This is a genomic window from Lacticaseibacillus sharpeae JCM 1186 = DSM 20505, from assembly GCF_001436225.1.
Classification (GTDB): Bacteria; Bacillota; Bacilli; order Lactobacillales; family Lactobacillaceae; genus Lacticaseibacillus; species Lacticaseibacillus sharpeae.
Window position 1 is genome coordinate 79,085 of sequence record NZ_AYYO01000030.1, and the last position, 13,116, is coordinate 92,200.

Sequence of the window (13,116 nt, forward strand, 5' to 3'; positions counted from 1 at the left end):
GTAGCGCATGATTGAATTTCAACATATCCAAAAAGACTATGAAAATGAGACGGCGCTGCAGGACCTGTCGCTGACCGTCCAATCGCACGAGTTGTTCGTGCTGGTGGGACCGTCGGGGAGCGGGAAAACGACGCTGCTCAAGACGGTGAACCGGCTCGTGGTGCCGACTTCCGGCCAGGTGCTGCTCGACGGCCAGGACGTGGCGGCGGGCAATCTGCAGACGCTGCGACAACATATTGGCTACGTGCTCCAGAGTAGTGCGCTGTTCCCGAACATGACGGTGCAGCAAAATGCCGGGGTCCAGCTGGAAGCTCTCGGCTGGCCTAAAGACAAGATTGCCGCGCGCGTGCGAGAGTTACTGGCGCGGGTTGACCTGGATCCTGCTATCTATGCAGGCCGCATGCCCGCCGAACTTTCTGGTGGGGAAGCGCAGCGGGTGGGCATTGTCCGCGCGCTTGCGGGTAAGCCCAACCTGATTCTGATGGATGAGCCGTTCTCCGCGCTGGACCCCGTCTCTAAGCGCCAGCTGCAAGACCTCATCTTGAAGCTGCACGCCGAGACGCACACCACCGTGATTTTTGTCACCCACGACATGCAGGAGGCGGTGCGGTTGGCTGACCGGCTGGCCGTGATTCATGCAGGCCAGCTGCAGCAGGTGGGCACTCCAGAAGAGATTCTGCAGGCACCGGCAACGGATTTTGTGGCCAACTTCTTCGCTAGTGTTGACAACGGGCAGAGCCTGGCCCAAGTTGTGGCGGCAGGGCTCGGCTCAGTTGATACGGCGGCAACGGCCACAGAGCTACCAGCCAGCGCCACAATCTACACCTGGGCGCAGTTGTTACGTGAGGATCCCAACCAGAACGTGCGGGTGGGTGCGCGTGTGCTCGTACCTGCAGACTTGATTAGTTACCTGGCGCAGATGGGCAAGGAGGAGAATGATGCTTAACCAAACACTACATTATGTGCAAACTAACGGGCACGAAATCCTTCTGGCGCTGCTGCAGCACATCGAGGTCGCGCTCATTGCCACGGTGATTACCATCGTCATTGCCATTCCGCTGGCGATTGCGTTGATGAACCACCGGCGGGCGGGGGAATTCGTCCTGCAGGTGGCCAGCGTGATTCAGACGATTCCCAGCCTGGCAATTTTGGGGCTGCTGATTCCGTTCGTTGGGATTGGGACGGTGCCGGCCGTCATCGCCCTGGTGCTGTACGCCATCATGCCGATTTTTCAAAACACGTATGCCGGGCTGACGAATATCGACCCATTATTGATTGAAGCGGCAGACGCAATGGGCGTTTCGCGGCGCTACAAGTTGCTGCGGGTCCAGATTCCGCTAGCGATGCCGATGATTCTGTCCGGGATTCGTATCGGGGTCGTCATGATTATCGGGACCGCCACGCTCGCCGCCTTGATTGGTGGTGGGGGCCTCGGGACGTACATCCTCCTTGGGATTCAGAGCAACAATAATGCGGCACTGCTCGTCGGGGCCATACTCGCCGCTGCGCTCGCCCTGGTGGCCAGCTGGGTCATCAAGGTTCTCAGCCATGTTTCCGGTAAGCACATCCTGATTGGCCTGGTGGCGCTGCTGGTCGCTGGTGGCGGGGCGTATGGCGTTCACGCGCTGACGCGGCCCGCAACGGAAAACATCACCATCGCGGGCAAGATGGGTGGGGAACCCGAAATCCTCATTAACATGTACAAGGACTTGATTGAAGACGATAATCCGCACGTACAGGTGACCCTGAAGCGGAACTTCGGTGGCACCAGTTTCCTATTCAAGGCGCTCAAGGCCAAGCAGATTGACATTTATCCAGAATTTACCGGGACCGTGTTGCAGTCACTGGTGCAGACCGACAAGAACGTGTCGGCGAACCCGGCGACCGCCTACACGGACGCCAAGAACCTGCTTCGCCAGCAGTTCAACATGACGTTGCTTAAACCCATGGCCTACCAGAACGGTTACGGGCTGGCGGTGACCCAGGCGACGGCAAAGAAATACCACCTGAAGACGGTGCATGATTTGATTAACCACCCTGAACTGCGTGCCGGTTTTGATCCCGACTTCTACCAGCAACACGACGGGTATCCGGGGCTGAAGCAGGCGTACGGCTTGCACTTCAACAAGGTGCGGACCATGGAGCCGTCTTTGCGCTACGAGGCCCTCGCCCAGGGCAACCTGGACGTGACCGATGCGTACACGACCGACCCGCAGCTGCGTAAGTACAACCTGGTGGTGCTGGAAGATAACCTGCGATTCTTCCCGCCCTACCAAGGCGCGCCGCTGATGCTGACGAGTTTTGCTCAGGCGCACCCGGGCGTGGTCAAGAGTCTGCGCCGCCTTGCCGGCAAGATTAGCACCAAGGACATGCAGGAGATGAACTACGAAGTGACGGTCAAACACGAGAAGGCGGCGACCGTGGCGCGGCGGTACCTGCTCGAAAACCATATTTTGGAGGCGAAGTAGCGATGAAGTATTCGCACAAATTAAGTGATGCCGTGCACATTCTGGCGTTCGTGGCGATTAACCCGGCTAATGATCTGTCCAGCGCGGTGATTGCCAGCAGTGTGCAGTCCAACGCGAGCCAGATTCGGCGGCTGATGTCGCAGCTGGTCAAGGCGGGTCTGCTGACGAGTCAGCCGGGCAAGGTTGCGGTCAGTCTGGGCCGGGATGCCCGCGAGATTACCCTCTTTGATGTTTACGCTGCCGTCGAAGACTACCGGCACTTGATCCACGTAGACGAAGACACGAATCCGCTCTGCCCGGTTGGTGGCAACATCCAGGACGTGCTCAACGGGGTGTACGCTGATGTGCAGGCCCAAGCGGAGGCAGCGATGCGCCAGACGAATTTGCAGCAAATCATTGATGCGTTGGTGGCAGCGCAGAAGGCCAAAATTCAGGAACCTTAAGTTTGCAGGTTATGGTATAGTTATAATTAACTAATTTTTCTGAAAGAAGCCTGACATTGAACAGCCATTCCGACCAACCGCAACCATCGATTTTTACCCGCAACACGATTTTGATTCTGTTCGGGGCCTTTAGCTACCAAGCAGCGTCCATGCTGATGAACCCGCTGATTGTGGGGTTCACTCACAGCCTGGGGGCCAGTGCGGTGCTGGCCGGCATGATTGCCGCGATGATGAATTTCGTGTCGCTACTATTCCGACCGTTTGCGGGGCAGTTAACGGACACGGTGTCTAAGTACAAGCTGGCGTTCATTGGTGGCGGATTGCTTTTGCTGGCGAGTGTCGGCTATGCGGTTGCGATTGCGCCGTGGATGATTGCGCTGTTCCGCATTGCCAACGGGATTGGTTTTGCCCTTTGCTCTGTCTGCATGGCGACCTGGCTGTCGGGTATGTTGCCGCGAAATAAAGTCGGCATGGGCATGGGCTACTACGGGATGATGAATGCCCTCGGGATGGCCATCGCTCCCGCCCTCGGGATTTTCGTCTACAGCCACTTCAGTTACCGCATTGCGTTCCTGTGCGCGACGGTGTTCAGTGCCATCTTGCTCATACTGATTCAGTTTGTGCTCGACCGCGGATTGCCGCTGCAGACGGCGGTGCAGGGGGGCAAGCACAAATTACGCATCGTGCAGCCCAAGGTCATCCCGGTGGCCATCATCATCATGCTGCTGTCGATTCCGTACTTCGCCACGCAATCATACATTGTGGAATACGTAGCGGCGCGGCACTTGCACGTGGCGGTAGGGAGTTTCTTCATCATCTACGCCGTCATTCTGCTTGTAATGCGGATTGTGCTCAAGGATTACTTCGACCGCGTGCCGTTCAAGTGGTTCCTGCTCGCCGGAACGATTTGCGATTTGATTGGGATGGTTGGGCTGATGAATCTGTACAACATCTGGATGATGATTCTGGCCGCGGCCGGTCTGGCTGGCGGGTACGGTCTGATGTACTCGGTTTGCCAATCCACGGCTTTGCTCGTGGCGCCGATGGAGGAACAGGGGCTGGCGAACAGCACGTTCTACATCGGCATGGACACGGGGATGGTGCTCGGGCCAATCATTGGCGGCTTCCTGTACGGTTACCTGCCGTACAGCATGTTCTATCCGGCGCTGATGCTGGTCGTGCCGATTACGGCGATTGTGTACCTGATTTTTCGCAAGCAACTCCAAGTCTAAGTGATATATGTAAGGACGTGCCCGTTCAATTTGCGGGGACGTCCTTTTTTGTGGTTAAAATCTTGCCAGATTGGTATACGTTACAAATGTAGTTATCAAAACCGTTTACAGCTAGTATCGAATACTATATAGTTTGATTATCAAAATATTTGTGAGGATAACCAAATGAACGACAAAATTGCTGTGATTGTGGATTCCGGATCCGACGTACCACCTAGTGTGCTCAGTGCCAACCAGAACGTGGCGGTGGTGCCACTGACGGTGACGTATGGCGGCCGCGACTATCACGACGGCGTGGACCTGACGCCGACGGAATTTTACACCCATTTGCGGGGTGCTGACGAATTGCCCCAGACGGCCAGTCCCGCACCGCTAGCGGTGGAGGAACAGATGCGCGCGCTGTTCGCCCGCGGCTACACCCACATTCTCGGGGTGACGATTTCCAGTGCCCTGTCCGCCACGCACCAGACGTTCAAGCTTGCGGCACAGGAATTCCCGGACGGTAAGGTGACCATCATGGACACCAAGAGCATCGGGATTGGTAGTGGGTTGCAGGCCGTCTACGCGCTGGAATTGATTGCGGGCGGCATGCAGTTCACGGATCTCGTGGCGCGGGTGGCGGCGTCAATTGCGAAGAGCCACGTGTACTTCTACGTGCCGACGCTGAGTTACCTGCAGGCGGGTGGGCGCATCGGCCGAGTCGCGGGGTTGGTCGGCAGTGTACTGAAGATTAAACCGGTCATTTCCTGCGGACCGGACGGTGTGTACTATGTGGTGCACAAGACGCGCTCGGAAGCTAAGGCGATGGCGAAAATGGTGCAACAGGTCAGCGATGACTTGGCCGGCGGCTGCGGGCGCATCGGGGTGGCGAACGGCGACAACCTAGAATTGCAGGCGACTGTGGCCGCAATGCTCGAGCAGGCTACGGGGCGGGCAGTGGATTACCAGGGCGACATTTCCCCATCGCTCGGGGTGCACACGGGGCCGGGACTGGTCGGCATTGGCGTGCAGATTGATTAATAGATAGAAAATGGCGGCCGCACATGCTTGTGTGACCGCCATTATTGTATTTACTTACCAGCCGCCGGAGAACCCGCCGCCCCCGGACGAGCCACCACCGAAACCGGAGCCACTACCGAAGCTGTCGCCGCCACTGGCCGCCGCGCTCCCGGTGTAACTAGCGGCAACCCACAATGGCAGGTCGGCCCCCGGGTTGCGCTGCTCGTGTGGGTGCTCGATGAAGTGCAGGATGGCGTTCCAGGTGCGGACCTGGTTCTTCGGCGTCAGCTTCTCCGCATCCTTCTTGCGGACGTTGCTGATGAACTCCGCCCAGACCTCTGCTTGCCACGTGACGGTGAGGTTCTTATCCTTGGCCCAACTCGCGAAGTTCGCGGTGTACTGGCCGTAATCGTCGTAGTGCAGGGCCGCTTGCGTGTTGGCGAAGGCCGCCACGGCAAACAGGTCGTGCATGCCAATCAGTTTGTAGGTTGGACACTGCAACGTGGTGACCCCGTAAACGTAGGTGGGGTAGGTGGTGGTTGTGTCGTTACGCTCCAGTAGTTGCACCAGATTGTCCTTGATGTAGGCCGCGAAGTCTTCATGCAGTTGCTGCTTGATCTCCATCGGACCGGTCCAAGGCGCCTTGAGACTGTTAAAGAAGCGTTTTTGCTCATCTGCGGGCAGACTGTGCAGCAGCGTCATGTCACTAGTTAACTCATGGTCGCTCTGAGCGGCAGTGAGCAGGCGGTATTGCCGCCGGGCGTGGCGCCAGCTGAACCAGAGTAGCCAGATTAAGGCAATCAGCACGAGACCGCCGAGGACACTGCTGACGATGATGACCGCGCGTTTGTGTGCGGCGCGCTTCGCCGCGATGCCACTGGGCGTCAAGATGTCTGCTTTGTGCGTGCGCATTTGGTGGTCGATATTGGCGACAATCAGGCTCGTGGCCGCATCGTAGCGCTTCGCCTTCAGGTCAGTTTTCACTGCGCGCGTGATGATGTCACTCATCGCGCCATCCGGCATTGCACTTTCCAGGCCGTAGCCAACCTCGAGGCCATACTTGCGGTTGTTCAGGTCGAGGACAAAATAGAGGCCGTTATCCCAGCCTTTTTCGCCGATGCCCAGTTGTTCAAAGCGGGTGGCTTTGAACTCATCGATGCTATCACCGTGGGGCAGCTTGTAGTAGGTCTCGACGACCAGCCGTGGGTGCCCAGGCAGTTTGCTCCAGCCCGTTTCGCTCAGCTGGTCAATTTGGCGCATGGTGCGGGTACTCAGCACGCCAGCGTGATCATTCACCCATTTGTTCGACTTGGCTGCCGTGTTTTGTCCCGGCAGTATTAACCCTGCTAGTCCCAGCAGTAGTGCGAACCACCCCAGCATTCGCAACAGCTTCTTCTTCATGCTAATCCTCCTGCAGCGCAATCCCAGATGCGCCTTTGATAGATTAATTATCCCACGAAAACGAATTCAGGCATGCGACTTTGGGCGGATTTTTCGCCGCAACGCAAAAGCCCGCAGACTATACCGCGGGCTTTCGTGAAAGTTGGGTTGTTATGCGAGCTGAATCACCTGGTCGAAGCGGGCCTTTTCCGCGTCGCTGATGTGGTGGGCCACTGCAATCACGGTCTGATTGCTCCGGAAGAATTCCTGGTTAATGGCCGCCGTCAGTTCCTCATCCAGCGCGCTCGTTGCCTCATCGGCTAGTAAGACCGGCCGCTGGTGCAGGAAGGCGCGGGCGATTTCGACGCGTTGAATTTGACCGCCAGACAGGTTGGCACCAGATTCGCCGACGTTGTAGTCGAGCCCCTTTTCGGCCACCAAGTCGGCGAGTTGGGCGCGGATGCACGCCGCGTTAATCTCCGCGTCGCTGAACTTGCCGCCAAGGGTGAGGTTGAAGCGTAGGGTGTCGGCGAACATGAACGGGGTCTGCTTGATGAGGGCGAAGTTATCACTGACGGTGGCTGGACTCAAAGACGCGGCGTCTTGGCCGTCAATCTGGTAGGAACCGGCCGTCAGCGGAATTTGGCGCATCAACGCGTAGAGAATCGTTGTTTTACCGAACCCAGATGGCGCCTGGAGCAATAACTTGGTGCCTGGGGCGACGTTGAGGTTGAGGTGCTGCACGATTTGCTTGTCTCCGCGCATGAGTGTAACGTCTTGAAGTTGCAGGCCGGTAAAGGTAGGGGTTGGTTGCGCAGAACCTGCATCGGGTGTCGTTTTTTCTGCTGCCCGGACCCGTGCCCGAATTTTCGTGGTGGTGTTGCGCTTGTTGATGGCATCCAGCGCCTGCAAAATTGGATTCATGATGTAGTTTGATAGCTGGACGACCCCGATGAAGGCCGCCACGGTGCTGGCGCCGGCAATGATGCGCATGGTCCCGACTGCAAACGGCAGGATGATGCCGAACGTCATGATGAAGGTGTTCATGATGATCTCCGTGTGGTTGATGAACACGTTCATGCCGCGCAGGGAATTTTCCAGCTGCGTGCTGGCCTCATTGATGCGCGTCTTCGTGACCGCATTGGCGTGATAGGTCCGCACGGTGTCTAGCCCGGTGAGGATGTCCTTGATGTAGCTGGTGTAACGGCCATTTTCTTGTGACCACTGCTCAGAGCGCCGTTCGATTGGACCCTGCGTGAGGGCGGAAATACCCATGGGTACGAGGGAGGCGATGCAGAACACTAGGGCGGTGACCCAATCGAAGTAGATGCCACCGGCGATGGCAAAGATGGCGGTCAACGTCATTTCGATGATGGTCAGCTCAGTTTCCACTCCGTTGGTTTCCAGTAGCTTCAGGTCGTTAGTCATGAACGACAGCGTAGTCCCGTTGTTGTCGGGCAGCGGATCACGGTCAACAATCTGGGCCGTCATGATGTTTTTGACCCGTAAGTTGACGCGGCGAATAATCGTTGCGCGCAAGGTTGCGTGCAGGTAGTTGACGACGCTGAAGGCTGCGTACCCAACCACCGCGACCACGGCAATCCGCGCGAACTGCGCCATGTTGCCGTCCGTGGCGACGGCGATGAAACTGCTCATTGCCACCGCGAAGAAAACATTTTGGCCCGCAACGAAGAGGTCGAGGACCCCGAGCAGGCAGACTTGGAATTTGTTACCATAACGCCAAATAATCATTGTCAAACTTCCCTTCAAGTGCAGAGCGGATTTGCTCTGCCTATGTAGTATCGTGCAAGCAGATCTAATTTACTTGCTGATGACCACAGTGTAATTGGGTACGAACGGGACCTATGCAATATTTTCGAATTCGAAAAATGAGTTTCATCTGCAGTTCGTACACGTTAATATGAGGTGTACACAAAAAGGGGGACGTAAAATGGCCGTAAAAATCGTGCAAAGTTATGGCGCAACAGCAAAAGAGATTCGTCTGAGCAAGGGCATGACGCTCAGTGATATTGCGGATGACCAGCTGTCGGTGGGGACGATTTCCAAGTTTGAATCTGGTCAGAGCGACCTGACCGTCACCCGTTTTGTGCACCTACTGGAGAAGTTGTGGACGACGCCGGAAGAGTTCATCTACCGCTATTTCGAAGACGACAGCGGCTTTGACCTGAACGGTTACCGCACGATGGGCCTGATGCTGGAGCGCTTCATGCCGCTGGCGCAGAACTTTGAAGTGGAAGAGGGCACGTCAATGGCCGAAATGTCGACGCGGCTTCTACCCATTATGGATAAGGTGACCGAGCTGGCCCAGAACGCGCAGGACAAGGTGGGCAAGTTGGTGCTGCCGTTTTGGCAAGTGATCAGCAGTTACTTGCTCGCGCGTGTGAGTGGCAACGAGAACCTGCAGCCGCACCCAAAGTTCGTGCACGAGGCCATCACGTACTTCCGTCAGCTGGACACCTGGGGCGAATTCGACATCTACATGTTCTCCGGTTTTGCGCTGGGGATGACCGATGACCAAGGGCTGGAACTGTTTAAAACGTTGCAGAAACGCGCCCGCAAATATTTGCAGTTCCGTTCTGAAAGCGACCTGTTGTTTCGCGTGACGGAAAACCAGTTTAATATTGCCATGAGTCGGCAGAATTACGCTGCTGCCAAGTATTACTTGGACACGTTCGCGGCGAACTTACAGTACAGCCGCAATGCCAATAACAATATTGCGTGGCTATTCGATCGGGGTTGGTACAAATTGCGTGCGGGCCAGCCGGAAGCGGGGGTCAAAGATATGCAGCAGGCACTAACCGTGGTGCGGTTTTTGGGATTAGAGGACAAGAATGCTGACTTTAGCCACCGCTTCAACTTTCTGACTAGTCAGCCGGCAGGTGCGGACTGGCAGGTGACAAGTGTGTACTTCCAGTAGGCACAAAAAACGGGGCGGACAATTGTTGTCCGTCCCGTTAATTTTAAAATAGCCCCATAATCAGGACACCGACCACGGGCACCACTAGTGCGGGCAGGAGGTTGAGCGTGCTGATTTTTTTGATGTTCAAGATGGTCAGGCCGCTGGTCATAATCAGAATGCCGCCGACAATCGAAACCTCGGTGATCATCGTGTTGCTGATGGCGCCTTGGAGCAGCGTGGCGATGAGGTAGATGCCGCCTTGCCAGCAGAACAGCACGGGCGCGGCGAGTACCATCCCCACGCCAAACGTCGACGCTAGCACCATCGAGGTCACTCCGTCCAGCATCCCGTTGGTCAGTAGCATCGTGATGTCGCCGGTCATCGCCGCCTCAATCGGGCCCACAATCGAGAGGGTGCCGATGCAGTAGAGCAAAATCCCGGTGGACAGACCCTGCTGCAAGCCGGATTCTTTTTTGGCGAAGCGGTTTAGCAGGTTGTTGAAGTGGTCGTCAATGTGCAATGCCTGGCCGATAAGGGCACCGATGGCCAGGCTGACGATGAACAGGACGGGGTAGTGACTCTTCACCGCCGCAGAATAAGCGGTTTTGATGCCGATGAAGAGGGCCGCCAGCCCCATCGCGGTCATCATTGCTTTGTGGTATTCCTTTTTGAGCCCCTTGCCCAGTAGTGCGCCGATTAGACTACCGGCGATAATCATGCCGGTGTTGAATAGTGTGCCTAACATGTCTTGTCCTCCATTTGGCGAAAGTTGATGTTTCCATGATAAACCTTCTAGTAGCTGGAGGGTCAACGAATTATTTAACCGGCACCAGAATTTCGGTCAGGTAGTCGGCGGGATCGGCAGAGATGTAGTGGTCGATGATGGTGCGTTCCACCGCGTCGCCAGTGACAGTGAGATTTTGCGCCGCAATGTACGCCAAGATTTTGCGATAGCGTGGGGCATTCACCTGGTGGTCGCCGTTGTACACGATGCGCACGAACTGACCTGCGGGGATGCTGAGGGCACTTGGCGCGGTGGCGGTCATGAAGATGCTGCTGAAGGTGGCGAATTTGCCATTCAGCAGGTTGTCCTGGCTGATAGTGAGGCCAATGTTGCCGATGAACAGGTTGTCGGGTTCGCCGCTGTCATTGCCGAGCTGACGTAGGGCAAGCTCAATCTCGCTGTTGGTGTGGATTTGGTCTTGCAGGAGCACGATTGGTTCGCGCGGACGGCTAATTAGCTGCGGCTGATCGAGTGCCGTGATGTTGCGTGCCTTGTGGATGGCGTCAATGCGGGCTTCAAAGCGGGCGGCGGTGTGCTGTAGCGCCTTGATTTGGGCCTGCGTGGCGGCGAGTTGATTGGTCAGTAGGCTCAAAAAAGCGTCCAGATTGCGTGCGGCCAGATGTTGTTTGATTTCCTTGATGGGAATACCCAGGGTCCGCAGGTAGTGAATCGTGTTCAGAAGTTCGAACTGGTCGGCCACGTAATAGCGGTAGCCGGTGCGCGCGTCGGTGCGGTGAGGGGCAAACAGCCCGATTTCGTCATAGTAGCGCAGCGTCTTGACGGGGATGTGGTGCAACTGGCTCATCTGGCCGATGGTGAATTCAGGTGTGTGCGCAACATTAGACATGGCGTTTCCTCCGCATTTTTCTTCTGTTATTGCACGTTTGCGACCTTAGTCTAATATTAATATTCTTGTACATATGCTAATCTCAATAGTTGGGGATTATGACGAAGTGGAGTACATACGTTCATGAATGATATTTTTAACTATCAGCGGTTGATTAACCGGATTGAAATCCTGATATTACTAAGCTTAGCGGTCTTCGGAACGCCGGGCCTATTTATTCTCGGCGCCGTCAGCATTGCGGTTTTCCTGATGGCCAAAGTGCTGGTGATGCGGCGCTATCCCCGGGGGCTAAAATTTATTTTATGCCTGGCGTACCTGACCATCATGGTGATGCAAATCGTCTTCTTCGCGTCTGCCATGAGTCCGGTATTGACCGTTGAGGCCGTGGTGGTGCGCCTGCTTGCGGCCATCTTCTTGCTAGTGCCGTTCATGGTGGAATTCCTGGTGACGCGCACGAACAACGACCGGTTCTACCTGCCGAAACTCGGGCAGATGGCGACGATTAGTTTCGCGGAGTTCAAGCAAAATGAGGCGCGATTGCGGCACGCACTTGCGGGGGCCGACCGGGTGAAGAATATTTTGTCGGTGGATAACGTCAAGGACATCATGTCTGACCTGCACCGGCACAGCGCGACCCGCTACATCAATGAAGGTTCACTCAGCCAGGATTATTTCCTGCGGGCGGAAGAAAGTTTGACCGATCCATTCTTGTACCTTGTGATTTCTAACACTGGTAGCCCGGCCAGTGAGCTGATTTCATTGTTCACGCAGAAGCAGTTCAACCACGCGTCGCTCAGTTTCGATGCGGACCTCACGACCATCATCAGTTACAACGGGGGCGAACGCGTCTATCCACCGGGTCTGAATCCAGAAATGGTGGAGGAATTCCATAAAAAAGCGGATGCTTCCGTGCTCGTGTACCGCCTGCCCGTGACGCGCGCGCAGAAGGAGAAGGTACTGAACACGATTCGCGAGATTAATCTGACTGGCAGTGCCTACAACATTCTCGGTCTCGTGACCAAGCGTTCAATGCGCCAAAACATCATGTTCTGCTCGCAGTTTGTCTACAAGATGCTGCAGGTGGCGGGCGTTGACTACTTCCAGAAGAAGCCCGGTGATGTGCGGCCGACCGATTTTGTCGAGCTCGATTACCACCGGCAGCTGCAGTTTGTGACGGAGATTCGTTTCTGAAGAATTAGGCACAGCTTACGCACCATTAGTGGATAGGTATATACTAATCTGTGAATAACTGAAACTAAGGTCCTGATAGTTGTGCACAGTTTATTAATTATTATTTACCTGTTGGTCGCCGGCGTTGCGTCGGGACTCACCAGCTCCATGGCAGGCATGGGCTCGATCTTTTCGTACCCAGTGCTGCTGAGTCTTGGGGTGCCGCCGGTGAACGCGGACGTGACGAATACCGCCGCGCTGATTTTCACCGGTGTTGGTGCCGGTGCGTCATCGACCAAGGAGCTGCGCCACGAACCGCGCATGACCCTGCAGGTGGCGCTCACTAGCTTGGTCGGCGGTATCGTCGGTAGTTACATTCTGGTCAAGGCGCCGGCGTCTTCCTTTGAGAAAGTGGTGCCGTTCATTATTGCCTTTGCCGGGATTCTGATGGTGGTCGCAAACCGGCGGCCGGTGCAGGCGCGTGCGCACGTGCTGACGGGCTGGCAACAGTTCGGCCGCCTGGTGGCCATCTTCGGGGTGGGCCTGTACATTGGCTACTTTGGCGCTTCGGCGGGAATCATTCTGCTGGCACTGCTTTCGGTGACCAATAATCTGCCGTTTCCCGTTAATAACGCGATTAAGAACTTCTCCTCGCTGCTGACGAATATTATTTCGTTAATCATCTATGCCTTTAACACCAAGGTGTACTGGCAGTACGTGCTGCCGCTCGGGATTGGTTTTTTCATCGGTGGCTACATCGGGCCAATCTGGTTCCGTCACATTCCGGCGCGCTTATTGCGGTCGGCGATTGCTATCGGGGCGTTCGTGTTGGCGGGGTACCTGTTCGTCACGGCATACTTCGGGTGAACTGGT

At 56.1% G+C, this 13,116-nt stretch carries 12 protein-coding genes; 8 read left to right on the forward strand and 4 right to left on the reverse strand.

What is annotated here, in order from left to right:
- Window positions 1–7 precede the first annotated feature (7 nt).
- From FC18_RS07010 to FC18_RS07030, 5 genes are all read left to right on the forward strand, one after another.
- Window positions 8–946, forward strand: coding sequence for an ABC transporter ATP-binding protein (locus FC18_RS07010; RefSeq protein ID WP_054677944.1), 939 nt, complete (start codon window positions 8–10; stop codon window positions 944–946).
- Window positions 939–2,468 (forward strand): ABC transporter permease/substrate-binding protein, encoded by a 1,530-nt coding sequence (locus FC18_RS07015; protein ID WP_056975850.1) that lies wholly within the window; start codon window positions 939–941, stop codon window positions 2,466–2,468. Before FC18_RS07010 ends, FC18_RS07015 begins: the two co-directional genes overlap by 8 nt.
- A gap of 2 nt (window positions 2,469–2,470) precedes the next feature.
- Window positions 2,471–2,911: an Rrf2 family transcriptional regulator gene (locus FC18_RS07020; RefSeq protein WP_054677945.1), complete on the forward strand. Its 441-nt coding sequence runs from the start codon at window positions 2,471–2,473 to the stop codon at window positions 2,909–2,911.
- A gap of 56 nt (window positions 2,912–2,967) precedes the next feature.
- Entirely contained in the window at window positions 2,968–4,143 is a 1,176-nt protein-coding gene (locus FC18_RS07025; protein ID WP_235804214.1) for an MFS transporter, read from the forward strand.
- Between the two features lie 165 nt (window positions 4,144–4,308).
- The gene (locus FC18_RS07030) at window positions 4,309–5,163 is read left to right on the forward strand and encodes a DegV family protein (protein WP_056975851.1); all 855 of its coding nucleotides are present in this window, start codon (window positions 4,309–4,311) and stop codon (window positions 5,161–5,163) included.
- 54 nt (window positions 5,164–5,217) lie between these two features.
- Here the strand turns inward: FC18_RS07030 and FC18_RS12210 are convergent, their stop codons facing one another.
- Both FC18_RS12210 and FC18_RS07040 read right to left on the reverse strand, forming a co-directional pair.
- Window positions 5,218–6,543: a TPM domain-containing protein gene (locus tag FC18_RS12210; protein ID WP_056975853.1), complete on the reverse strand. Its 1,326-nt coding sequence runs from the start codon at window positions 6,541–6,543 to the stop codon at window positions 5,218–5,220.
- A gap of 150 nt (window positions 6,544–6,693) precedes the next feature.
- Entirely contained in the window at window positions 6,694–8,274 is a 1,581-nt protein-coding gene (locus FC18_RS07040; protein ID WP_056975855.1) for an ATP-binding cassette domain-containing protein, read from the reverse strand.
- 199 nt (window positions 8,275–8,473) lie between these two features.
- Here FC18_RS07040 and FC18_RS07045 point away from each other — a divergent pair, with 199 nt between their 5' ends.
- Entirely contained in the window at window positions 8,474–9,460 is a 987-nt protein-coding gene (locus tag FC18_RS07045) for an Rgg/GadR/MutR family transcriptional regulator (protein ID WP_054677947.1), read from the forward strand.
- Window positions 9,461–9,503: 43 nt separating this feature from the next.
- Here the strand turns inward: FC18_RS07045 and FC18_RS07050 are convergent, their stop codons facing one another.
- Both FC18_RS07050 and FC18_RS07055 read right to left on the reverse strand, forming a co-directional pair.
- Window positions 9,504–10,187, reverse strand: a complete 684-nt coding sequence (locus FC18_RS07050) for a DUF554 domain-containing protein (RefSeq protein WP_056975857.1) — start codon at window positions 10,185–10,187, stop codon at window positions 9,504–9,506.
- Window positions 10,188–10,257: 70 nt separating this feature from the next.
- On the reverse strand, window positions 10,258–11,073 hold the full coding sequence (locus FC18_RS07055; protein ID WP_054677948.1) for a MerR family transcriptional regulator: 816 nt from the start codon (window positions 11,071–11,073) through the stop codon (window positions 10,258–10,260).
- A gap of 123 nt (window positions 11,074–11,196) precedes the next feature.
- Between FC18_RS07055 and FC18_RS07060 the strand changes: the two genes are divergently transcribed.
- Window positions 11,197–12,264 carry a hypothetical protein gene (locus FC18_RS07060; RefSeq protein ID WP_056975860.1) on the forward strand — a complete coding sequence of 356 codons (1,068 nt, stop codon included), beginning with the start codon at window positions 11,197–11,199 and terminating at the stop codon, window positions 12,262–12,264.
- An 81-nt stretch (window positions 12,265–12,345) separates the two neighbouring features.
- Window positions 12,346–13,110, forward strand: coding sequence for a sulfite exporter TauE/SafE family protein (locus FC18_RS07065; protein WP_054677950.1), 765 nt, complete (start codon window positions 12,346–12,348; stop codon window positions 13,108–13,110).
- Window positions 13,111–13,116: the final 6 nt, after the last annotated feature.

Bases quoted from the DNA above. Each gene is read 5' to 3' on its own strand.
- FC18_RS07045 (WP_054677947.1), top strand. From the start codon at position 8,474: ATGGCCGTAAAAATCGTGCAAAGTTATGGCGCAACAGCAAAAGAGATT.
- FC18_RS12210 (WP_056975853.1), bottom strand. From the start codon at position 6,543: ATGAAGAAGAAGCTGTTGCGAATGCTGGGGTGGTTCGCACTACTGCTG.
- FC18_RS07010 (WP_054677944.1), top strand. From the start codon at position 8: ATGATTGAATTTCAACATATCCAAAAAGACTATGAAAATGAGACGGCG.
- FC18_RS07060 (WP_056975860.1), top strand. From the start codon at position 11,197: ATGAATGATATTTTTAACTATCAGCGGTTGATTAACCGGATTGAAATC.
- FC18_RS07050 (WP_056975857.1), bottom strand. From the start codon at position 10,187: ATGTTAGGCACACTATTCAACACCGGCATGATTATCGCCGGTAGTCTA.
- FC18_RS07040 (WP_056975855.1), bottom strand. From the start codon at position 8,274: ATGATTATTTGGCGTTATGGTAACAAATTCCAAGTCTGCCTGCTCGGG.
- FC18_RS07020 (WP_054677945.1), top strand. From the start codon at position 2,471: ATGAAGTATTCGCACAAATTAAGTGATGCCGTGCACATTCTGGCGTTC.
- FC18_RS07055 (WP_054677948.1), bottom strand. From the start codon at position 11,073: ATGTCTAATGTTGCGCACACACCTGAATTCACCATCGGCCAGATGAGC.
- FC18_RS07015 (WP_056975850.1), top strand. From the start codon at position 939: ATGCTTAACCAAACACTACATTATGTGCAAACTAACGGGCACGAAATC.
- FC18_RS07030 (WP_056975851.1), top strand. From the start codon at position 4,309: ATGAACGACAAAATTGCTGTGATTGTGGATTCCGGATCCGACGTACCA.